This window comes from Neobacillus sp. NPDC093182 (genome assembly GCF_044754045.1).
In genome coordinates this window covers 83,536-106,283 of the sequence record NZ_JBIVOI010000021.1, presented here as the reverse complement: position 1 = coordinate 106,283, position 22,748 = coordinate 83,536, and the positions used below count along the sequence as shown (strand labels likewise).

At 38.1% G+C, this 22,748-nt stretch carries 24 protein-coding genes and 1 pseudogene; 16 read left to right on the top strand and 9 right to left on the bottom strand.

The window, feature by feature from the left end:
* Positions 1-2: 2 nt before the first annotated feature.
* The 5 genes and pseudogenes from ACIQAA_RS28470 to ACIQAA_RS28450 form a co-directional block, all read left to right on the top strand.
* Positions 3-338, top strand: a pseudogene (locus ACIQAA_RS28470) (hypothetical protein); the annotation flags it as partial.
* Positions 339-350: 12 nt separating this feature from the next.
* The gene (locus ACIQAA_RS28465; RefSeq protein WP_402626384.1) at positions 351-1,235 is read left to right on the top strand and encodes an ATP-binding protein; all 885 of its coding nucleotides are present in this window, start codon (positions 351-353) and stop codon (positions 1,233-1,235) included.
* Positions 1,236-1,603: 368 nt separating this feature from the next.
* The gene (locus tag ACIQAA_RS28460) at positions 1,604-1,825 is read left to right on the top strand and encodes a hypothetical protein (RefSeq protein ID WP_402626383.1); all 222 of its coding nucleotides are present in this window, start codon (positions 1,604-1,606) and stop codon (positions 1,823-1,825) included.
* Positions 1,826-1,854: 29 nt separating this feature from the next.
* The gene (locus tag ACIQAA_RS28455) at positions 1,855-2,241 is read left to right on the top strand and encodes a hypothetical protein (protein ID WP_402626382.1); all 387 of its coding nucleotides are present in this window, start codon (positions 1,855-1,857) and stop codon (positions 2,239-2,241) included.
* Between the two features lie 175 nt (positions 2,242-2,416).
* On the top strand, positions 2,417-2,620 hold the full coding sequence (locus tag ACIQAA_RS28450) for a cysteine hydrolase family protein (RefSeq protein WP_402626381.1): 204 nt from the start codon (positions 2,417-2,419) through the stop codon (positions 2,618-2,620).
* A 283-nt stretch (positions 2,621-2,903) separates the two neighbouring features.
* On the opposite strand, the gene ACIQAA_RS28445 is transcribed toward ACIQAA_RS28450, so the two are convergent.
* Complete coding sequence (locus ACIQAA_RS28445; protein WP_402626379.1) at positions 2,904-3,524, bottom strand: NAD(P)-dependent oxidoreductase; 621 nt, start codon at positions 3,522-3,524, stop codon at positions 2,904-2,906.
* 194 nt (positions 3,525-3,718) lie between these two features.
* The gene (locus ACIQAA_RS28440) at positions 3,719-3,892 is read right to left on the bottom strand and encodes a hypothetical protein (protein ID WP_402626377.1); all 174 of its coding nucleotides are present in this window, start codon (positions 3,890-3,892) and stop codon (positions 3,719-3,721) included.
* Positions 3,893-4,465: 573 nt separating this feature from the next.
* Here ACIQAA_RS28440 and ACIQAA_RS28435 point away from each other — a divergent pair.
* Positions 4,466-5,356, top strand: a complete 891-nt coding sequence (locus ACIQAA_RS28435) for an AraC family transcriptional regulator (RefSeq protein ID WP_402626376.1) — start codon at positions 4,466-4,468, stop codon at positions 5,354-5,356.
* A 147-nt stretch (positions 5,357-5,503) separates the two neighbouring features.
* Positions 5,504-6,064, top strand: a complete 561-nt coding sequence (locus ACIQAA_RS28430; protein ID WP_402626374.1) for a LysR family transcriptional regulator substrate-binding protein — start codon at positions 5,504-5,506, stop codon at positions 6,062-6,064.
* Between the two features lie 543 nt (positions 6,065-6,607).
* Here ACIQAA_RS28430 and ACIQAA_RS28425 read toward each other — a convergent pair.
* Entirely contained in the window at positions 6,608-6,757 is a 150-nt protein-coding gene (locus tag ACIQAA_RS28425; protein WP_402626372.1) for a helix-turn-helix domain-containing protein, read from the bottom strand.
* Positions 6,702-7,430, bottom strand: coding sequence for an AraC family transcriptional regulator (locus ACIQAA_RS28420; RefSeq protein WP_402626370.1), 729 nt, complete (start codon positions 7,428-7,430; stop codon positions 6,702-6,704). The genes ACIQAA_RS28425 and ACIQAA_RS28420 overlap by 56 nt, the downstream gene beginning before the upstream one ends.
* 364 nt (positions 7,431-7,794) lie before the next feature.
* Between ACIQAA_RS28420 and ACIQAA_RS28415 the strand changes: the two genes are divergently transcribed.
* The 4 genes from ACIQAA_RS28415 (at position 7,795) to ACIQAA_RS28400 (ending at position 12,593) form a co-directional block, all read left to right on the top strand.
* Complete coding sequence (locus ACIQAA_RS28415; RefSeq protein ID WP_402626368.1) at positions 7,795-8,343, top strand: NAD(P)H-dependent oxidoreductase; 549 nt, start codon at positions 7,795-7,797, stop codon at positions 8,341-8,343.
* Between the two features lie 36 nt (positions 8,344-8,379).
* Positions 8,380-9,234 carry an oxidoreductase gene (locus ACIQAA_RS28410; protein ID WP_402626366.1) on the top strand — a complete coding sequence of 285 codons (855 nt, stop codon included), beginning with the start codon at positions 8,380-8,382 and terminating at the stop codon, positions 9,232-9,234.
* A 921-nt stretch (positions 9,235-10,155) separates the two neighbouring features.
* A complete protein-coding gene (gene fabF / locus ACIQAA_RS28405; RefSeq protein WP_402626364.1) occupies positions 10,156-11,403 on the top strand; it encodes a beta-ketoacyl-ACP synthase II in 1,248 nt (415 codons plus the stop codon).
* Between the two features lie 257 nt (positions 11,404-11,660).
* Positions 11,661-12,593 carry a DMT family transporter gene (locus tag ACIQAA_RS28400; protein WP_402626362.1) on the top strand — a complete coding sequence of 311 codons (933 nt, stop codon included), beginning with the start codon at positions 11,661-11,663 and terminating at the stop codon, positions 12,591-12,593.
* A 971-nt stretch (positions 12,594-13,564) separates the two neighbouring features.
* On the opposite strand, the gene ACIQAA_RS28395 is transcribed toward ACIQAA_RS28400, so the two are convergent.
* The 3 genes from ACIQAA_RS28395 to ACIQAA_RS28385 form a co-directional block, all read right to left on the bottom strand.
* Positions 13,565-13,687: a hypothetical protein gene (locus ACIQAA_RS28395; RefSeq protein WP_307437823.1), complete on the bottom strand. Its 123-nt coding sequence runs from the start codon at positions 13,685-13,687 to the stop codon at positions 13,565-13,567.
* Between the two features lie 138 nt (positions 13,688-13,825).
* A complete protein-coding gene (locus tag ACIQAA_RS28390) occupies positions 13,826-14,632 on the bottom strand; it encodes an SDR family oxidoreductase (protein ID WP_402626360.1) in 807 nt (268 codons plus the stop codon).
* A gap of 53 nt (positions 14,633-14,685) precedes the next feature.
* Positions 14,686-15,087, bottom strand: a complete 402-nt coding sequence (locus ACIQAA_RS28385) for a GlcG/HbpS family heme-binding protein (RefSeq protein ID WP_307437827.1) — start codon at positions 15,085-15,087, stop codon at positions 14,686-14,688.
* A 544-nt stretch (positions 15,088-15,631) separates the two neighbouring features.
* On the opposite strand from ACIQAA_RS28385, the gene ACIQAA_RS28380 reads away from it, so the two are divergent.
* Positions 15,632-16,117: a CBO0543 family protein gene (locus ACIQAA_RS28380; RefSeq protein ID WP_402626357.1), complete on the top strand. Its 486-nt coding sequence runs from the start codon at positions 15,632-15,634 to the stop codon at positions 16,115-16,117.
* A 189-nt stretch (positions 16,118-16,306) separates the two neighbouring features.
* On the opposite strand, the gene ACIQAA_RS28375 is transcribed toward ACIQAA_RS28380, so the two are convergent.
* Complete coding sequence (locus ACIQAA_RS28375) at positions 16,307-16,453, bottom strand: hypothetical protein (RefSeq protein WP_402626355.1); 147 nt, start codon at positions 16,451-16,453, stop codon at positions 16,307-16,309.
* A 57-nt stretch (positions 16,454-16,510) separates the two neighbouring features.
* On the opposite strand from ACIQAA_RS28375, the gene ACIQAA_RS28370 reads away from it, so the two are divergent.
* The 4 genes from ACIQAA_RS28370 to ACIQAA_RS28355 are packed head-to-tail and all read left to right on the top strand — an operon-like array spanning position 16,511 to position 20,409.
* Positions 16,511-17,953, top strand: coding sequence for a spore germination protein (locus ACIQAA_RS28370; protein WP_402626353.1), 1,443 nt, complete (start codon positions 16,511-16,513; stop codon positions 17,951-17,953).
* Positions 17,954-17,967: 14 nt separating this feature from the next.
* Positions 17,968-19,101 carry a Ger(x)C family spore germination protein gene (locus tag ACIQAA_RS28365; protein ID WP_402626351.1) on the top strand — a complete coding sequence of 378 codons (1,134 nt, stop codon included), beginning with the start codon at positions 17,968-17,970 and terminating at the stop codon, positions 19,099-19,101.
* 4 nt (positions 19,102-19,105) lie between these two features.
* Positions 19,106-20,209 carry a GerAB/ArcD/ProY family transporter gene (locus tag ACIQAA_RS28360; protein WP_402626349.1) on the top strand — a complete coding sequence of 368 codons (1,104 nt, stop codon included), beginning with the start codon at positions 19,106-19,108 and terminating at the stop codon, positions 20,207-20,209.
* A complete protein-coding gene (locus ACIQAA_RS28355) occupies positions 20,206-20,409 on the top strand; it encodes a hypothetical protein (protein ID WP_402626347.1) in 204 nt (67 codons plus the stop codon). The genes ACIQAA_RS28360 and ACIQAA_RS28355 overlap by 4 nt, the downstream gene beginning before the upstream one ends.
* Before the next feature lie 1,550 nt (positions 20,410-21,959).
* On the opposite strand, the gene ACIQAA_RS28350 is transcribed toward ACIQAA_RS28355, so the two are convergent.
* Positions 21,960-22,304, bottom strand: a complete 345-nt coding sequence (locus tag ACIQAA_RS28350; RefSeq protein WP_402626345.1) for a hypothetical protein — start codon at positions 22,302-22,304, stop codon at positions 21,960-21,962.
* Between the last annotated feature and the right edge of the window lie 444 nt (positions 22,305-22,748).

Below are 22,748 nucleotides of genomic sequence, written 5' to 3'. Positions count from 1 at the left end.
CGAAAAACAACGAGACATTTAAAGAGCCTGACCTCCAAAAATGGTCAAATGATTTCCGATTGATGATGGAAAAAGACAATAGAACTGAAGAGCAAATTAAATATTTAATCGATTGGTGTCAAAAGGATTCTTTCTGGAAAGCAAATATTCTTTCTCCATCAAAATTAAGAAAACAATATGATCAATTGGTAGCAAAGATTAAATCAGCAAACCAAAAGAAAAAGAAAAGTCCCCACGATATTCTAACAAAACGCCCGGAACATTGGCCGGAACGAAAACCCTTAACAAAAGAGGAATTACGTAAGATTGAAGAATTAGAGGCGGAAATGCCTTTTTAGGAGGTTGGCTTGATGCAAGCTATTAAGCGTTTTATGAAAATCGAGGATGTTTATAAAGATGCTGTTAAAAAAATAGTTCCGAAACTAGCTGAACGAGACGATTTTGAAACGGAATACCAATATAAATTGCCATGTCCTAGTTGTGGGGACGAAACTGCAAGTGGGTTATTTTATCGAATGATAAATCAAGATGATTGGTATGCAGTTGGCAAAACGATGAAATGCTCAATTTGTAGGGACAAGGAAGCTTTCAATGTTTATCAAAGTAAAAGCTTAGAAGAATTAAGAGCATTAATTGGTGAAAGGCTTACGAACGAGTATTTTCTCCTTCCGGAAGATTTAATGGCTGCTGGGTTTAAGAATTTCGAGAAAACTAACGATGTTACTTCGAAAGCAAAAGAAACCACAATCACATATACAAAAATGTTTTTGGCAGGTGAACTTTACAACTTGCTAATTATGGGAAATCCCGGAACAGGAAAAAGTCATCTATGCGCTGCAATTGCGAGGACTATAAAAGAAGTAAAAGAAAAAGGATTTTCCGTAGGTTTTTTAACTACAGGTCAGTTGCTATCAATGTTTAAGACAACCTACAGAAAAGGACCTTCTAAATCTGAAGAGGATATTTTTAGGGATATTAAAAGATTAGGTCTTCTAGTCCTGGATGATGTGGGCTCAGAGGCAATCGGGGAAAATGACGATTGGAGAAAGGGAATGTTATTTCAGATTGTAGAAAGCCGGTCTGGGAAACCGACAATCTACACAAGCAATTTGACGGATACAGACTTACCATTTGCAGTGGGAGATCGAGTCTTTAGCCGTCTTTATAATAATACAAAATTTATAGATTTGTTCATAGAAAATTATGATTATAGAAAAAAACTCCAGATTCATTAAATGGATTTTTCTAAGGGAGGAATAAATGTATCGAGTAATAGATACAGAATGTAAGGTAAATCAGCCCACATACACGTCATTTTTTCCTTAAGGGCTTGCTAGAGAAACTTACAGAGAGCCCAAAAACAATTTTCAAGGGCTCCTGTGGGTTCCCAACTTATCCTTGTCCTTTGTTTACATTTAAGAACTGAAAAACAAAAACTGGCTTAGTAGGGCCCAGAGAGAATTAATATTCAGGAAAAAAGGAATTATTTTCCCAATGATAATGAATCATAAACGGGGTTTTTTAGCACGTTTTGTAAACTTAAAATTGGCGAAACCCTTGTTGTACTGGAATATTTCCAGTTTACAAGAAAAGGAGCCAAAGTATGAATAAACATTTTACTAAAGACATTAGGATTAACAAGCCTCAAGACATTAGAAGGATGTTAGCAAACGTGATTAATATTTTGCTGAAGGATGGAGAAATGACAATAGATAAGGCAAAAACAATTGCAACATTATCGAATACAGCTTTAAAGTCAATGGAATTGGGCGATTTAGCGGAAAGAATGAACAAGATTGAGAAAATGATTGAAAACCAGGAATAGCAACAAAATTTCGAAAGGACCGATTTTGAATGAGTTTAAAATCTCGACTGAAACATCTTGAGCGAAATATAAAGCCAAAGGGAAAAGACCCTGTTCAAGAGTGGCAAGATAGAGTTAAAAGGCATGAAGAAATGGAAAGCCTTTCTCCCGCTATCGAAGAAGGAGATTTGCAAGCTTGCATTCGCTATTGCCAGCTGTGTGAGGAGAGTGTTGTTGACAGAACTTTTTCTTACCGGGATGTTTATATTAAGGTTGCTGCAATGCATGAAGGCTATGAACCGAGATATGAGGAAGAAACAGGGATCGATATTTGGTATCACAATCTAAAGGCCACATATAAATACTTGGAAGAGATGGGAAAGGTTCCGAATCCTAAGGAACCCGTTTTGAAGATGTCAGCGCGGTCAAAAAAATAATGCCGAGCTTGCAAAGCTTGTTGGATGCGGCAAGAGAGCACTCCGTTCCAATCATTTTTTTGTAGACGAATCATGATAAGTCGACTGATTCCGAGGTTTGGCTTTCCCGATTTCCGGATGGTGTCAACCCGGCTTGCCAGACGGGGAGCGGAATTTTACGAAGTTGCGCCACAGTGTGAAGAAGCATCGTTACAGCGGGTTCGTTCATACTAGGCTGGAGTCCATATTGCGAACTCTTAAAATCGAAACCTTGATTATAACAGGAGTCAGCACGAATTTTTGCGTGGAATCAACCGCCAGAGATGGGTTTATGCTGGATTATCGAATCGTGCTCTTGAAAGATGCCTGCGCGGCTTTTTCGCGGAAGAACACGATATGACCTTAAAAACCGTGGATACCTATTTTGGAATGGTGGCAGATACGGACCAGGTTGTTTCCTTTTGGCGGATGCACGCTCCCCAATCCCCCCAGTTTTTGACCTAAACGGTTGATGGACAAAAAAACGACCATGCTTATTTTGACAAGCCCCAACAATAAAAACAGTGGTAGCTAGGATGAGAAAATAAAGTTCTAGCCTGTCGCTGTTTTATTGATTATTGCTGCATCCCATTTTCCTTTTGAACAAACGGGTTAATCCAATATGAAATAGTATAAGAATATTATTAGTAGGCGATACCTACACGCGATTTTATATAATCTCTTGCTTTTATCTGTTTAAAAGTAAATTCTGCTGTATCCGGTACGGATATTTCAGCTCCACCCTCCGGCAAAAAATTTCGGTCTATTCGATATTTACCTACCCTTTCTCCATCAGACAAGTAGGTAGGACAGACAATCGTCCATTTTAGGGTTGATTGTTTGAGTATATCGTAAACTTTATGATGTTCTTTCGCTACACGGGTTGACTTCTGCTTTGATTCACTTGATTGATAACGCAGAGAATTTGGAGTGGTTCTACTTTGCAGGATACCCGCAGTTCCTATAGTTATTATGCGTTTTATACCTCCATTTTCCATTGCTTCGATAATAAGTGGCATACTTTCTGATAGAGTGGTTGTGCCATCAGTATTTAGTGCACTAATAACTACATCAATCCCATGCATTACATCTACGATATCATCTTTGTTTAAAACATTCCCTTGAATAATGGTTAAATTTTCATTATTTATTTGAATCTTCTCTGGAGTGCGAACTAACACAGTAACATGATGTCTGTCATGAAGGGCATAAGTAACTATTTGACTTCCAACTCGTCCAGTTGCACCTAAAATTAAAATATTCATAAGAATGAGACTCCTTTTGTAAATACCAATATTTTACTATAAAAGTTATTTTATTGTCTTGTTCAACTACGGGTGCTTGAGTTGAGATAATGTTCCCGAATACATATCCAAAAAGATCGCTACGGCGGTATTTTTTTCTCATTGAAGTAAAGGGCAGGTTAGTTCAATAACTAAAATAGCAAGTCAGCTATAACTTAAACAATTAATAATAAAGAGATAATCGGAAGCAAAAGCTGAATCCATTTTCCTTTTAAATAAGAGGCAAATTTTAGCCCGATATGTGAGCCGACAATTGAGCCAAATTTTATCAGAATGGCAATGCCCCAATCGACAATACCATAGAAGAGGTAAAATAAAAACGCGCTCATTCAACTTGCGAACATCACAAAGCGGGTCATTTCAGCAGCTTTTAAATAGCTGAATTTGTAACTGATAAATAAAGAAATTCGGGATGTGGTAGTAAAGAATCCCAGAATGTAGCATTAAAATATCAATCTCCGGAATAAAATAGACGATCCTGATCATCTTTCTCAGGATCGTCTTATTTTATTTGTGGTGTTATTAACGCTTGGGGAAGCCGAATTGCAGCCATTGGACGATCGAATGCAAGCTCCTTACGAGCAAATAAATGAAACATATTAGCACAGTAAATAAAGTTGTAAGTTAACGGGAGGATAGTGGAGAAATATATTAAAATTCGATTCCTTCGGCTCGGCGGTGACGGGTAAATCCATCGCTTTAGGTTATAATGAATGTAAGAGTGGAATCCCTTGAAAAGACTAAGACCCGGACCGCTGGTAACGAATTCAGGGCTGCGTCAATAGTTGTCCGTTATGGGGGCAGCTATTACCGACCTACGGGTATTGATATATCGGTAAAGTATCATGTTTTAGATTTGTTAGAACATTAAATGAAAATCTTAAATAGAAAGGAGGATCATATTGCTCATAAGGTCCAGTAAGGTTGTAAAGGTGCCTCTAGAATTGACAACTGTCCCATATCATCAGAGTATTTTAAAAATGAACGGGTTATCTGTCATAGAATCGTGTACGCACACACAAAATAACACAGGAAGCATGTTTCTAGAGGACCACTTGCTTTTGTTTGTACTTAAAGGTATGTATACCGTTCGCTACGGGAACCAGTCATATACGGTAAAGAAGAATGAGATGGTTCTCTTGCAGAAGTCAATCACTGTCGAGTTTGAGAAGTCGGGGGAGAAGGACGAGGAATATTTGCTCGACTATATGATGTTTTTTTTAAAGGAAGATTTAATTAACGAGTTTGTCAAGATGGCCGATCTTAAGCCCTCCTACCCCGCGGCTCTTGATGCAGTATCGGTTAAATCAGTAAATGACCGCCTTATTAGTTATATTGAATCTCTAAAACCTTATTTTACACAACCTGACGAAATAAGTAGTGGGCTTATCAAGATTAAACTGCTTGAATTGCTATTTGATGTGGCAGACACAGATGAAAATTTTTATTTTCAGTTTTTGCAATTGAAACGGAAAGAAAGAAAAAGCATTACGGAGGTTATTGAAGAAAACATTTTTAATCCCGTATCTTTAAATGATCTCGCCTATTTGTCTGGAAGAAGCTTATCAACCTTTAAGCGGGAGTTTAAAGAAATTTATAATACTTCTCCTTTACACTATATACGTAATCGTAGGTTGGATAAGGCAAAAGAGCTGCTGACTCATACTTCATTCTCTGTAACTGATGTCTGCTTTTCTACGGGATTCGAAAATGTATCTCACTTTTCAAAAGTATTTAAGGAGAGATTTGGTATTTCTCCATCACTGCTTAAAAAACCGCTAAGATCAACATAATAGATTTCTATCAGAGGCTCATGCAATTCGCATGGGTTTATTCTATTGTAACAAAACAATCCTTTCAATTGTTTTTAACAAGCTATGTCCCTATTTATAAGTCTAAAAGTCAGTCTTTTTACAAGCAATAAGGCTTTGTCTAATTTCATGAGATTTCGCGAGAAGTACCCGAATATTTTATTAAAAATTATCGATGCAGAGGATGTAGAGAATAAAGTTTTGGGGCAAAGGGTAGACATTGGAATCACTGCAAATCCGATTTCTGATGCTTCGGTCATTTCGACTCATTTGTATAGACAAGATATGGCGCTATTGATTCACTCAGAACATCCTTTGGCCGATAAATCTTCGATTCCTTTTCGATCCTTGAAGCAAATGAATTCGATCATGTTTCGAGAAGAAAACAAATCATTAATTGATATGTATTGTTTCTCTTGTGGGTTTACCTTGAAGTCGATAATAGAAACGTCCTCCACTTCAGTATTGATTCAATGGGTTCGTCATGGACTTGGAGCAGCTCTTTTACCAACAACTTTGCTCGAAAGTCTAAGGGACGATTCTTTGGGTATTGTAAGATTAGCAGGCCATGTTCCTTGTTGGGGTATATCTCTTGTATATCTTAATTCCGTTACTATAAGGTCCTCTGCACTTATATTCATTAAAGAGATGAATTCATATGTCCAAGCGGTGCTGCGCGCTAACGGTTAACGATAGCGTTCAATAATTGTTAAGGAGATGTATTTCTAATGGTTAGAGGATATGAAATGCCTAAAACGCTTAGCAGCCTTTATGCTATTGATCAAAAGGAAGAGGAAGAATGTCCCGCTCTGAATTCGAGTTTCTAGTAAGTCCTAAAACCGTTCTAGCTGTCGGAAGCCCTTAGCAAATAATTGAGAAAATCTTGCATCAACACGAGTTGTTCAAACACAACCGCTTTATGGTCCAACTGGATATTGGAGGGATGCCTTACACCAAAGTTGCAAGGGCGATTGAATTGCTTGCAACTAAAGTTGCTCCAGTTGTACGACGTGAGCTTGCTCGATAAAAATCTTATCCTGGTGCATCAATGTTAACAAAAATTTAAATACTAACCTGTATAAAAAAGAAAGTCTTAGGAGTAATAAATCGGACACCTTACGCATTGGGTGTCCCCATTACTCTCTTTCGACTACCTATGCTACCTTTTAATGTTTGCTAATGACGGTCTCTTACCATGGATGGAGATATACCAAATCGTTTTTTAAAGACCCTTCAGAAATGACCCACATTTTCAAATCCTGTTGAGAAGCAAACATCTGTAACGGACAATGACGAATTTGCAAGTAATTCCTTGGCACGATCTAATCTACGATTTCGAATCCATTGAAGTGGCGAAGTGTCTGTAGATCGATTGAAAATCACGTTTAAAGGATGACAAACTACGTCCTGACAAATAGGCAAGATCGTTTAAAGATACTGGATTGAACAAATTTTCTTCAATAATCTCAGTAATATGCCTTTTTTCTTTGCGTTTTATTTGCAAAAACTGGAACAATAACTTGTCATCTGCGTCTGCGAGATCAAACAACAACTCTAATAATTTAATTTTAATTAAACCAGGATTAATTCGGTCTGGTTCTTTCATCAACAGTTTAAAAGATTCTATAAAATGAATGAGCCTTTCATTAACTGACAAGACCGATATTGGGACTATGACCGAGGGATAAGTAGGTATTACATTCGCCATTTTGATAAAATCGTTTAGAATTTCATCTTTTAAGAAAAACATCATGTAATCAAGAAGGTTTTCCGATCCATCCTCGCCAGATTTTTCATATTCAATGACAATAGATTTTTGCAATAAAACCATTTCATCTTTGCGGACAGTATGTACTTGGTTCCCAAAACGAACGGTATATGTACCATTGAGCACGAATAATAGCAGGTGGTCTTCTAGAAATAATGTTCCTGCTTTACTTTCCATATAAACGCAGGACTCAAAGATCATTAACCCATTTAACTTTAACGCTATTTGATGAACATCATTGGTTAAACCCTGTGGTACTTTCATTATCTTTTCGGAACGTACAATCATTTATACCCCTCCTCGCTATACCATAAAATAATATTAAGCTAGTCACAATTTCGCTAGTGTGATTCAAAATAACTACCTTAAGAGCAGCAAGCTGGCATGGGCCATCAAACGATGCACCTTTTATTCTAAGGGGTGAAATATTGGGGTAAATATTATACCCAATCATCCAATCGATTGCCTTGTTCTTATCAAGATACTTTAGGAAACCTTTTTGTTTCCCCGGGTTACATTTCAGCAGGTAGCTGGACATCGAACTTGAGCTAAATAGACAAATGGTTTGAACTGCGCAGATAAGCACCCTCGCTTAAAGTACGATAAAGTTAACTTGTCAGAGGCATAAGATCAAACGAAGGGAGGAAAAACGATGAAGACATTGGTTATTGTTGCTCATCCTAACTTAGACACATCTCGCGTGAATAAGACTTGGCTAGAGGAAATCAAGAAGTATCCAGATACGATCACCGTTCATGATCTTTACGCTTCCTATCCGGATTGGAGGATTGACGTTCAAAGAGAACAAGAACTTGCTATACAGTATGATCGGATCATTTTTCAATTTCCGTTCTATTGGTATAGTTCACCTCCGCTTCTCAAGAAATGGTTAGATGATGTACTGACTTATGGATGGGGCTACACATCAAAAGGGGGGAAACTACGGGGAAAGGAGCTGGGTCTGGCTATTTCTATCGGTGGTTCAGAAATAGATTATCGGCCTGGAGGAGGCGACCTCTATACAATACATGAACTCCTTAGCCCTTTCCATGCTACGAGCAATCTAATCGAAACCGATTTGTTGATGCCTTTTACCATCTTTGATACGGACGATAAAAGCGAGGGAGAATTAGTTGAGAGCTCTCGGCAATATGCAGAATATCTGCTTGCTGATAAGATTCCTAGGTTTCCAAGTAGATAACATACAACAAAAATAACAAAAAGGATGTGTTTCTAGATGACAAAGCAAAAAGTTTGGTTTATTACTGGTGCAGCAAGGGGCATTGGTTTGGAAATACTGAAGGCTGTGTTGGAAACCGGAGATAACGTTGTTGCGACAGTCCGTAGATCGGCGGAGTCTTTAGCTGATAAATTAGGAAATCCGGAGAATCTTCAAGTTGTTCTTCTGGATATTACCGATGAACAACAGGCAATTGCAGCTGCGAATCAAGCCGTACAGAAATTCGGCCAAATTGATGTTCTTGTCAATAATGCAGGATACGGACTGCTAAGTGCCGTTGAAGAAGCTACTGCTGATGAGGTTAGGAAAAATTTCGAAACCAACGTTTTTGGTTTGTTGAATGTGACCCGGGCAGTCCTGCCTCATATGCGTAAAAAACGTTCCGGACATATCATCAATTTCTCGTCCGTTGGAGGATTGAGCGGTTATATCGGCTGGGGCGTATACGGTTCAACCAAGTTCGCTGTTGAAGGATTAACGGAGGCACTTGCATTGGAATTGGCTCCGCTTGGAATTCATGCGACCGTAGTAGCCCCGGGCTTCTTCCGTACGGAATTTCTGGATGCTGCGTCACTAACGCGCTCAGGTCACATCATTCCGGATTATGACCAAACGGTAGGAGAGATGAGAAAATTCGCTACCCAGGCAAATAAGAAACAACCGGGCGATCCTGTCAAGTTGGCCAAGGCAATCGTGAAGGTTGCCAACGCGGAGAAGCCGCCGGTTCACTTGCCGCTTGGCACGGATTCGCTGCAAAGATACCGGGAAAAGACGGCTAATTTTGAAAAGGATATTGAAGCTTGGTATGACGTGATTACAGGTACAGATCACGATGATGTAAATGTTCAATAAAAATGGCTGAAATGAAATCTTATTAAGACTTGATGGGCTCATCTTTGGATAATTAAGCCCAACTCTGACGGAGATACAAGTAATATATCAGAATAAAGCCTCCCATTTCATGTAATGCTTAAGTTAACAGAACAAAATGGGAGGTTATCTAAAGTTGGACTGGTAAAAAATACAATTTTTTCACAGTTATTCGTATATACCCATTTCACTGATATATTTTTTGGTGTAATTTCCTATTTCGAGTCTTCGCCTTTTTAACTTCGGACTTCTACTTCTTCGTCGTGACTCATCCACCAATTTCTGTAAGTGATTGGTTAGTGGGCTATAAGTCTTTTTTCCCAAAGGGTCCGTTTTATCCTCTTCAGTAATGTTTACCCAACAATTAAGTGATTACAGGAAGGTAAACTACTTAGGGATTAATAAAAAATATTTCATCATCATTTGTTAGCTAACGGATGCTTGCCTTAAAAATCCAGCTACCAATCTTGGTGGCCTAAAAAAAGCAGTTTAGTGCAATGACGTTCCTTTTTTGATAGTTTGTGAATAATTGTACTTAAAGTAACGGGTAGCTTGAGTTGCAACACTATTTGGCTACTAAGGTAGCTTTTTTGTTGTTCCACTAACGGGAGGTTAGTTGAAGAAGAATTTTTTTTATGGATAATTAGTACCAGGTATTAATATCAAGTGTATAATTCATAAAACGAGGTGATTATTCTATGTTCAAATCCAAAACAGTGTGATAGATTCGGATGTTCCAGGATAGAATCATTAACTGTCCTTCTGATTTCAAGCACAAAAGGCGGACTACAATATAGCGTGTTTTGGGGGAATACATTATTTTCAAATGTAATCGAACTTTTTAGAAGTCTTTTGAAATAATCGTTTTAAGTATAGTGTGAAGAATTAAGAGGAGTGTTGATTATGCCACGTAGAGTTGTAGTGACTGGATATGGAGTAGTTTCACCGTTAGGAAATAACGTAGAAGAGTTTTGGAATAATATTAAAGAAGGTAAATCAGGGATCAAAAAAATTCAATCTGATGACTTCAAAGATATAGGCACTCAAATTGGTGGTTTTATTACCGACTTTAATGCAGAGCAATATCTTGATAAAAAAGAATTAGGGAAATATGATTTGTTTGTGCAATATGGTTATGCTGCTGCTAAACAAGCCTTAGACCAAGCAAATATTGATGTAGATAATATAAATAAGGAGCGATTCGGGGTATATATTGGCTCAGGTATTGGAGGAATTAATACCATATTAGATAATCATAAATTCTTAATTGAAAAAGGACCAAGAAGAGTTTCTCCATTTATGGTTCCTATGATGATTAGTAATATGGCTTCAGGTATTATTTCCATAAAAACAGGATTTAAGGGACCTAGCTATTCTCCTGTTTCTGCTTGTGCAACAGGGAATCAAGCGATTGGGGAGGCTTTTTTAAATATTCGGCATGGTTACTCTGATGGAATATTAGCTGGAGGGGCTGAAGCTCCTATTAATCCTTTAGCTTTTGCTGGATTTTCAAGAATGAGAGCAATGTCCACTTTTAATGATATCCCAGAAAGGGCAAGCCGTCCATTTGACAGTCAACGTGATGGCTTTGTTATGTCAGAAGGAGCAGGTGTATTATTCCTTGAAGAGTATGAACACGCTAAAGAAAGAGGAGCGACAATTTTAGGTGAAATTGTAGGATATGGTTCCACAACGGATGCCTATCATATTACTTCCCCTGATTATAACGGTGCAGCAAATGCTATGAAATTAGCTTTAGAAATGGGTGAAATCAAACTTACTGATGTAAATTATATAAATGCCCATGGAACTAGTACCCCTGAAGGAGATAAATCAGAAACTAAAGCAATTAAAAGTGTTTTTGGTATTCATGCTTATAATTTAAAGGTGAGTTCTACCAAATCAATGACTGGGCACCTTTTCGGAGCTGCAGGGGGAATTGAGTCCATTATAGCACTCAAAAGTATCATGGAAGATATAGCTCCTCCCACTATCAATTACGAAATACCAGATGAAAATTGTGATTTAGATTACGTTCCAAACCATGCAGTTAAGACAAAAATAAACTATGCTATTTCTAATGGTTTTGGTTTTGGAGGACATAATGCAGTCTTGGCATTTAAGAAGTTTTCGATAGATAAGACTAAATAAAAGGATTAATCGGTAAGTCATATATTATCTTATCGATTAAATGCTAATTAATTAAATGCTTCTTCAACTAACGGGTGCTTGAGTTTAAGATCGGTGGCTGCTTCGGCCGTGTCTATTGCTGTAACTAACATCTGCAATTGCGAAAACGTCATCATAAGTAATATCTTATACCCTCTATTATAATATTTCATCTTATTTATATTTATAAATATAGTACCATGTATAAGGTAATCAGACTAGGGAGGCGTTATATTATTATGAAGCACCATATTAAAGTGAAAAATTTCCTTTTTCTCGCTTTTCTCGTTATCATGTGGGGGATAAACTGGCCTATGACTAAATTTTCCTTAAATTATTCACCTCCACTATTATTTGCAGGGATGCGATTATTTATAGGTGGACTTATCTTACTTATCATTGCCATTCCAAGATATAAAATGCTTCGTTTTAAAGAAACATGGCCTATTTACTTTGTATCTGCGTTCTTAAATATTATTTTATTTTACGGTCTTCAAACTGTCGGCTTAAATTATTTACCGGCAGGACTTTTTACTTCGATTGTTTTTCTTCAACCAGTTTTATTGAGTGTATTCTCGTGGATTTGGCTGGGTGAATCTATGTATACTCTTAAAGCAGTTGGGTTAATTTTAGGTTTTGCAGGTGTCGTTGTCATTTGTTTAGGAGGATTAGCTGGACACATTTCGATTATCGGCGTTCTACTTGCTTTAGGTTCTGCTCTTAGTTGGGCATTAGGTACGGTGTATATGAAAAAAACAGCACAAAAAGTAGATGGAATTTGGCTTACTACGCTTCATATTATTATTGGGGGATTGTTCCTGCTTGCAGCTGGAACGGTAACGGAAAGCTGGTCGTCTATTTCATGGAACATACCGTTTACACTAGTCTTATTATTTATCTCCATATTTGTGATTGCACTTGGTTGGCTTGATTTCTTTACACTGGTTAGTTCCGGGGAGGCAAGCAAAGTATCAACTTATACTTTTTTAATCCCTGTTATTTCTATTTTAGGAAGTTCCTTATTTCTACATGAAGCAGTTACACTTAATCTTTTCGTAGGAATTATCTTAGTCGTGCTTAGTATTGCGCTTGTAAATATGAAACTTAAAAAGGAGATATATGCTTTTAAAGCTTTAACATCCAAAAGCGTTAATGATAACAGCCACATTTGAGGTAAGACCTGTTTTAGATCTATATAAAAGCTAGAAGTTATATATAGATAACGGAACTTATAAAGAGTGCTTTCTAGAAAAGACGATTTCCCTCTTAGAGTTGGGAAAATCGTCTTTTTTGTTTCATAAAATGTATTAGCGTGGGTTTTAAAATATATTGGCGCTACTTCTTAACTGTCTAATCTTCTGCTTGTTGATAATCTTTAACCATCAATAATATAAAGGTTAAAACTGATTTACTATGTTGGTCATACCAATCTGTAATTTCTTCTTTTCTGTACTCGGACAAATTTATCCCCCCTCCATTTCTTGATGTTCACTACTTAGACGGAATATCGAAATAAAAGTTTTATTTTTAAAATTTTTTTCTTAAATTTCCCCTCAAAAAAATCAAAAAAAATTTAGAGATTTCATTCTCTCTTTTATGTGTACCGCCAACAAATCAGTATTTACAACCATAAAAATATTCCAGTTGTGAACTTACCAGCGTAGCTGACACAGACAGCAAAGTAAGAAGGTGAAAAGTTCCTGAAACGGTGAGTATCGGAACTTTATTTTCTTTCTAAGATCCTTTGTCCGCTAGATAAGAAGGGAAATCCTGTTACCATCAAACCAAGTTTCATTACCATGAACAGAAACGGAACTTTACTTCGAATTACGGTTTAATTTTTTTACCGATTATTAACATCTACTTTGCGGGTGGTGTCAACTACGCTGGTACTACCCCTAATACTGTGGGGAACATAGAAATTTTGAGTTTACTAAGTTTGGTTGCCGATCTATACAGCTTGATTGAAGATTTCGCCGGCTTTTTAACGTCAGACTCCAATTTTAAAATTGGTATTGTCATAGTTGGCTTGGTGTCACCAAAAAAAGAAGAACCACCTAGTCTGCCAACCAGGTAGTTCTTCCGTAAAATCGCTTATTTAGAGTATTTCCAAAAAACAAGGCAAGAAAACCCCAAAACTACATCATGAAATCTCTGTTTGATCACGCCGGACGGCAGAGATCGTAATGACAAGATTTCCGTCGCTGGAATGCATGCGGCTCATCCCATGCATGATTGCATTCTCGACTGCGGGCTGCAGTGACATTTTGAGCGATTCCTGCTTGAGGCATTCCGGTGCAATCGCACAATCGGAGATCAAGTCTTCCATCATAACGGGTGTTCATGATGGCTACATAAGGACGGGCGGCACCCGCTTGAGGCGCCGCCCGGTGGTGGGTTGAGGTCAGATCCGGTTTTCCCAAGCGGCGAGCTGATGTTCCTTCAACATGTCCTCGATCACCTGGGGGACGACGTTTCGGAACTTGCCTTCGTCGGCAGGGACGATGTCGATCATGCGATCGATCATCTCCTGCGCATCCATCTTGCCTTCAGGCGTAGCGAAGAAGTCGTCGAAGCCCTTGCGCAGATCGGCGCGCTTTGTGAAGTTGACCTCGTCGTCGAGCCAGCGGAACGGATTGTCCGCCATCGTCTCGTTATAACCCGTGTAATAGGCGCCCGGATTGATGGTCTGGACCTTGATCCCATACTGGGCCAGCTCCTGTTGCATGGCTTCGGCGAATGCCTCCAGCGCATGCTTGGTCGAAACATAGGTGCCCCAGTTGGCCGGGGTAAACAGGCCGCCCATGGACGAAGTGAAGACGACCTTGCCACGCTTGCCCTCGCGCACCCATTTCTGGACAACGCCCTGGGTGAGGATCAGTGGCAGGAAGACGTTGACCTCGTAATTCTTGCGGACAAGATCGACAGGGATTTCCCAGACCGGGCCGGCTTCGCCCATGCCCGCATTGTTCCAGAGTACGTCGAAGTCCCAGGACTGCGCCTGCTTGATATCATAAGGATCGGTCAGGTCGAGCCGCTCGACGCGCAGGTTGGTGAGGCCGAGAGCTTCGGCTTCCTCGCGCAGCGGGGTCACCTGCGAGGATACGTGGACGGTAGCGATGATGTTGTGTCCATTCTTGGCCATGCCGATGGCCGCTGCCTTGCCGAAGCCCGAGCCAGCGCCGGTGATTAGGATAGTCTTGGTGGTCATAATACATTCATTTCCTTTCATATTTGGGTTGATGGTTGTGCTTTGGTTGCTGTTCAGTTGCCGAGCACCGCTGCCGCGGCTTGGGCGATGTCAAGGTCCTGAGCTACTGCACCGCCGGATACGCCGACTGCGCCGATCAGGATGCCGCTGGTGTCCAGCAGAGGGAGGCCGCCTGCGAAGACCACCAGACCGCCATTGGTCTGCTCCAGGCCGGGCGAGGTACCGCCGGGTTTGGAGAATTCACCGATCGCCTCGGTGGGCATGCCGAACAGCGCGGCTGTTCGGGCCTTGCCGAGAGCGATGTCGATGGAGCCCAGAAGGGCACCGTCCATCCGGCCAAAGGCCTTCAGGTTCACGCCGGCGTCCAGGACTGCAATATTGACCGGAACGCCAATTTCTGTGGCCCGCGCCTCGCCGGCGGCTATGATCTTGCGGGCTTGATCTGCTGTAATCATATGTATTCTCCTTTCTATTAGGAATAGTTGCGCTTGCATGTTTAATTATAATCTCGTTCGCTGATCCGAGCTTTTTAGAAAAGTCCATTTTTCTTGTCTATTCGGTTCAATCATGATACTTTTCGTATGGATACATGTACACAAGGATAAAAGGAGCATCACATCAACGTTTTTATTACTGATACTGTAGATAAGGTGTAGTTTAGCTGAAGAAGGGAGATGAAAATTTTCATCTCTCATTCCTCATTCAATAAAGATTTTTTGGGAAAAATAATTTACCCTCTTTTAAAAAAATTGTACAAACTTACCTAAAAGACGGGTAAAGTTTTAAAGATGGAACTTCTGCTTAATTCTTTTTTTGTTGTACAAGCGGGGTAGGTTAGTTAAACAGTGTTATAAATATTCATTATTAGAAAAATAAAAGACTAAAAAAGATATTTTAATTTAAGATAAAATTTTGTAGAAGGTGGGCTAAATGTATTAATGATAAGTTTTAGGCAAATGTAATAGTATAACTATTACATGTTTGAGAGGATGTTCATAAATGGAAAAAAAGTTGTTAAATTTGGTTCTTGTAATGAGTATTGCTTCTTTTGCATTCTTATTTAGAGGATCAAAAATAAGAGAAAATTTAGTTGTTTTTTTCTCAAAAGGAATACTTGCAACTTTGATTGATGCTTATGTTGTTGGGACCAAAAGAATTGAATATCCGGTTCGTCCTTTACCAAAAATTTTCAAAACAAATATTATTTTTAACATGTTGTTTTTCCCGATTTTAAGTGTTATCTGGGTTAAACTGTCATATAATGATAAGTTAGGGAAAATCCTATTGAAAAGTTTGATATTTAGTGTCCCTTTTAGTATCGCCCAATGGTACCTTGAAAAGAATTCCAGATTATTCAAATGGAAAAAATGGACACTACTCCATACTTTTGGAAGTTGCAGTTTTACTTTGTTTACAATTAGAGGTTTTGTTGGATTATTAAAAAAATTGGATAAACAAAAGGGGAATCAAAATATAAATAATTAATTAAGGTTGATATCATGAATAAAACATATAAGTTAGAAGCAATTCTCTGGAGTGTTGCTTTTCCTGGCTTTGGTCAACTTTTAAATGGTCACCTTATAAAAGGAATTCTTTTTATTCTTTTAGAATTCACCTCATTTTAAACAAAATAGTAAAGCTATCCTTTTTAGTAAATTTTTATTAAGAAATTAATTAATTCAATTCAATAAATTGATAAAGCATTATTATCACTTTTACAATAATACAATTAATATTTTCGAGGCCTGAACTGGTTTCTGTAATAAAGATGGTTTTACCCACTGTAATAACCTCCAGTAAAATGATTGTAAAATTTTGCATAATAATTCCCTCCACAGTAAAAAATGAAGGTAGTCTTGTTAGAAGTGGGGATATCTTATGTTAAGGGTTAACAAAGCTGGTCTCATTGTTGAGGAAATCACGGAACGTCTAGGAAAATCGCCTGACTTTATATGTAAAAAAATAGAAGCTGCTGAGGAATTCAGCCTTTACTGCATTTATCTTGCATCAATCGTGACGACGAATCTGGTCGATGAAATGCTATTGAAGCCCATTTCTGAAGGCAATCAGAACATAAAAGCGTCAATACATACTCCTATTAACTGGTTGAAAAAAACAATCCCCCTTATTCAATGGAAAGAATTATCCGGATCCAAAGAAGGTATTTCCGATCTTCTTGAAGGTCATTGTCTTCTGATTCCGGCCCGTGGAAATACTTATCTAAGTTATGATGTTTCAAATGAACAATTTCGAAGTATTTCGGAACCAACTGCGGAGGCTTCTGTTCGTGGTCCAAGAGAGGGTTTCGTTGAAGAGGCAGCAAGAAATGTCGCTCTAATCCGAAAAAGATTAAAAAACGAACATCTAGTATTTGAGCCATTTACGATAGGATCATCAACAAGGACGAAAGTGTACCTAACTTATCTCAACAATGTGGCCTCAGCGATAATTTTAGATGAGTTCCGTCGTCGCCTTCATTCCATTCAAGCTGATAGTATTTTGGAGAGCGCTTATATTGAAGAATGGATCCAAGATAAGACATTTTCACCTTTTCCTCAACTAGTAAGTACAGAAAGACCAGATTCTATTGCAGCAAAATTACTCGAGGGACAAGTTGCGCTTATTACGGACGGTACACCTATGGTTTTATACGGGCCCATAACCTTTTTTCAAATGTTTTCATCCCCAGAGGACTATTACCAGCGAGCAGATATTGCCACAATCACGCGTTGGCTGCGCATGCTTGCTTTTTTGTTTTCCATATTCGTACCATCTGTTTATATCGCAGTAGTAAGCTATCACCAAGAATTACTGCCAACCGCACTATTAATCAGCTTGGCAGCCCAACGTGAAGAAGTGCCATTCCCTGCGTTTCTCGAAGCAATTATCATGATGGTAACGTTCGAGATTTTACGGGAAGCCGGGCTTCGTATGCCGCGTATTGCCGGCCAATCCATCTCTATTGTCGGCGCACTCGTTTTAGGCCAGGCGGCGGTGGAAGCCGGACTCATTTCAGCAGCGATGGTTATTGTTGTATCTTTTACAGCTATCTCTAATTTTGTCTCACCTAACTACAGTTTCAGCATTGCTCAAAGAATTGTTCAATTTTCTTTTATGGCATTAGCAGGGGTGCTGGGTTTCTTTGGAATCATGGTTGGCTTATATTTTCTTTTAATTCATTTAGTATCGATACGATCTTTTGGAGTTAAGTATATGACCCCACTGGCACCTTTGGCTCTTGCCGATTGGAAGGATACTTTTGTCCGGTTCCCCCGATTTTTATTGAAACGCATTCCTCGTGCGTTTTATGACAAAAAATAAAAGGAGGGTGAAGAATGAGAAGATCCTATCTTTCTTTATTTCTTATTTTGTTCTGTTCCGGGTGCTGGGATATGAAGGAAATTAATCAATTAGCGATTGTCAACATAGCTGGAGCCGATAAAGACCCAAAGACTGGTATGATTACTGCGTATTACCAGATCATTAACCCCTCAGGCGTTTCAATCAAATCAGGCGGCGCAAGTGGCGGTGCCGTTTATACATATAAATTAAAGGAATATAGTTCTGGAAAATTTGCGGAACAAACAACCACGGTAATGCCAAGGTTGTTTTACACCCCTCATGTACAGTTATATATTGTATCTGAACGGTATGCCCGACAAGGTTTATTAGATTTAATTAACTTTCTGGAACGCGATCCTGGACGTCGGACGAATGTGAATATTGTAGTGACAGATTCCCCGCTATCGACAGTCATGAACAGTTATACCTTTCTGGAAAGAGTACCAGGCCGGTTTGTTAAATCAATGTTTGACCTTCATGCACGTAATTATCGTAACGGTATTATGCCTACACGTTTTAGAGATTTGGCAAAAGGGATTAATTATCATCAACCGACAATCATTCCGATTCTACACTATAAAAGCGAACAACCCGCTTCCAAGACAGATAGATTGGAAAACATCAACGCAAGTAAAGAGGCTATGAGTTTTGAGGACGGAGCTGTTTTCATCAATGCCCGCATGGTTGGCCGAATTGATTTGGATACAAAAAAGTATTTTTACATCTTGAATGGCAAGCTTAAGAAATTTGTAGAATCGATTGAAGTGAATGGAGAGAATGTCGATGTAGAGGTGCAGGATGTTGAAATTAACAGGGACTTCAACCGTTCTTCCTCTCGTCTAACTATTCAGATTCGTGCTGATCTGCGGATTGTTAACAATAAACAACCTAAACCAATGACCTCAGAAAATCTTCATGAAGTAGAATCATCATTTAATCGAACCCTAAAAAAGAAAGCAAAGTCATTTGATGAGTTAAGTAAAAATAAAGATTGGGACCTGTTAGGGATTCAGGATGAAGGCGTTAATAAAGCATGGAAACAATTACCTGTGACGTTTGTGGTGAAATCCAAGGTGACAACTATCGGGAATACAGGATCTTCATACAAAGTAGAAAAGAGTGAATAAGAAAATGGAAAATGCCCGACTAAGTGGATGTCAGATGATCACATTAACTTTTACTTTTATCTGCGCTACGACGTTCCTTATGTTACCAGGGAAACTTATGGAAGATGCAAAGCAATACAGCTGGATTGTTTGTGTTTGGTCGTTCTTGTATGGGTTGATATTGGCGGCTTTTTGGCTATACTTATCCAAACTTTACCCTGGAAAAAGTCTCATTCAAATTGCGATACAAGTACTAGGTAAATGGGCTGGTGGATTGATCGCCTTTCTTTACATCCTCTATTTCATCCAAATTGCATCTTGGGTAACACGTAACTTGAGTGATTTTATGCATAATAATCTTATGCCACGAACTCCCCTTTCCATTTTCAATGTAGTGGTGTTGCTCGTTTGTGCATATGCCGTCGTAAAAGGAATTGAGTCGATCGCAATGGTTAGTGAGCTTGTTACGCCGTATATTATTGTGGCTTTCTGGATTCCCTTCACGGTCATGCTAAGGGATTGGGACTGGCGGACTTTCCATGTCCCTTTTGACTTTCAGCTTTGGACTACGATCCTTAATACAAAATATGCACTGGCGTTTCCTTATATGGAAACCATCATGTTCATGATGCTTTTCCCTTTTATTAAAAGCAGATTGAAAACGGCATTTTTTTTAGGAATTAGCACCGCTGGTGTTATCCTTTCTATCTGTGTATACATGACGATTGGCATTTTAGGAGTCGATCGAGGCTCACATCTTATATACCCAGTTTACACCATTTTTCGTGAAATGCAGTTTTCGGGATTTTTGGAACATTTAGAAACGATTCTTTCGATTAATATCCTTCTTTTATTATGTCTAAAATTAAGCTTATTGTTTTATTGTGCAGTCCTCGGCCTTTGCCAGCTGTTCAAAATTGAAAGACGTGACATAGTAGCCTTTCCGCTAGTATGGATCATCTCCGCTTACTCTCTTTTATTTGCCAACGTGATAGAGAACATCGAATGGATTGAAAATTATTTATTTAGCTACTATATGTTGTACGCCGTCATTGTTCCGGCGATTCTGATTATTGGTTCTTGGTTACAGACGCTATATAAAAAACAGAGGAGAGACAAACCAGCATGATCGCAATGTTAGGCTTATATACACTGTTTCTCAGCGGTGGTCTGATGTTATTAAACCGAGTACGAAAGTTGAATAGAAAAGAATGGCTTCTTTTTATCGGGGTGACAACAGTGGGGGGAATTCTCTGGGGAAGCATCATCGTACATCATCCACTTGATTTAAATAAGATCATCGCATTGACTATTAGTCAATTTAGATAGATACAAATTTTTTCACACACATATTGGTTTAGATAATGCTCAAGCATTTACTTGCCAAGTTATGTAAGAAGAGGTGTCATGAGTACACTATACCGCTTTTTAACTACAAGCACTTTTCCATTAGTTCGATTTATTTGTTTATTTAGCTCAAAAAATGACCTCAGTCTCTACAACGACTCAGGCCTTAAACAAGTTTATAAACACTACTTTAATAGATACAGTACAGTTTAATTTTACGTTTGCTAATGACGCCCTCTTACCATGGATGGAGGCATGCCAAATCTTTTTTTAAAGACTTTTGAGAAATGAGCCACATTTTCAAATCTTGTTGGGGAGGGAAATTATGGAGTAGAATAAAAAGGTAACGCAGAAATTAAGTTATGAACCAGATGGAAAAATTGGTAAAAACAACAATAAGGTAAAGGCTAGCAAAAAAGAGTCTGAATTTTTTAAACTTACACAAAGCAGTGAATGAAAAAAAAGAGGTATACCCTAAGCGGGTAGAATAAAAAATCTCGGCAGCCTTTAACTGCCGGGATCTTATGTCTAAAGAAGTGCTCAAAATTTTGAGTGCTTCTTTTATTTTCTTTTTCAACTTAAGAAGCAGGTTAGTCGAATAAGAGTTACCCGATTTAGGAAAAGATAATAAAATTTATTGGAGGTTCACTCAATGCCGATTTAAACGCTCACTAATAGGTTATTACAACTATTATTGCATCACTGATAATACCCAAAATGTTAACAACTTCAAAGACAAAATCGAAAAGTTATTGTTTAAATGGCTTAATAGAAAAAGCCAAAGGAAATCCTTTACATGGGATAAATTCAGTCTATTTCTTAATAAATATCCACTTCCTTCACCAAGAATTAAAGTGAATATATATGATTTAAGAAAAGAGATTAGCTACATTCTGTAAATGATAACTAGGAGGAGCCGTGTGCATTAATAGTGCAAGGACGGTTCTGTGAGGGGGGGGGTCCAATTTACCGCAAGGTAGAAAGGCTCCCTTCTACTCGACTAGTTGAAGAAGGATTGTCTACTCAAAGACAAAAAGCCCCACTCAATTGAGCAGGGCTTTATACTTTATTACATCTAAATTGTCCTCTTTTGTCCTCCTATTTGTCCTCCAATGTTTTATATCGCATTTAAAACATTTAAGTTAAACTATTTAAAAACGTTGATTTTAAGCCGTTTCTTATAAATCATTTCTTTCTATTTTATATGAAAATGAATGGGCGGCATGATGTGATAACCGCTAAGACCCCTTGATAAATAAGGGTTTTAAAGTGATTTGCTAACAAATTGCTAACATTAGGTATATAAAAGAGGCTTCTCATTAGTTGATTAAACTTTTGAGAAGCCTTTTTCTTTTGCTTACGAGAGAAGGTGCTGCATTATACATTATCAATTAGATCAGTCTTCTGCAAACAGGCCAGATTAACTGTTGTAGTTGTAGCCTTACATAGCTATAAGTTGGTTAATTTAAGTGAAAATATTCACAAAGTGTCATAAAAACATATGCTAAATACTTGAGACGAGAATGTAAGGATTATTTTCCTTTTAATATCCAAAAACCTACTAATATAATTGTTATACCAATTGCAGTGCGCCAACTAGGAACTTCCTTTAGAAATATAAAACCAATTGCAACACTTACTAGAATCTCCAATCCTTTAGATACAATAAGAGAGAAGGTTAAGTTACCTACAACTTTTGTTAGAAACTTTACTCCATATCCAATCATCATACTGCCGGATAGAAAAAAAGGAAAAAGTTTTATATAGTACCACAAAGTTGATAGAAAATGTGAATCAATGTGCTTGGTGTGATAAGCATATATAGCATTAATTATTACTAACCCACCTAACATTAACAAAAGGGCAAGAAAAATCATAAATGTTGGTCTCCAATTTGCTTGTTTCTATAATTTTTGCCCAAATACAAATATTTATGTGAAGACCAACAACAATTTATCTAAAAAATTCTGTTAAGCATATCATGGTAATAAATCCAAAGATATATGGTAATGGTAGCTGCTCGTTTATATCCATCCCCATGACTTTATGGAATAAATTCTTTATATATAACAAAAATGGGACGGAGGGACAGGTACTTTCCCTTTGTCCCTATCGCAGGGACAGTAAACTGTACTCTTTGTTCCTTTAATGCCTGTTCTCCAGTACGTAATCATTGACGTACTGGAGGGCAGGCATCTTATTTTTACACAAAAGAAAACGGCTTACTTTTACCAACATGTTTGCTCCTAATGTTGAATTTAGATATGAACAAAAAATTTTATTTTAAAAAGTTTTTTGCATGCAGGAAAGTTTTATGGTGG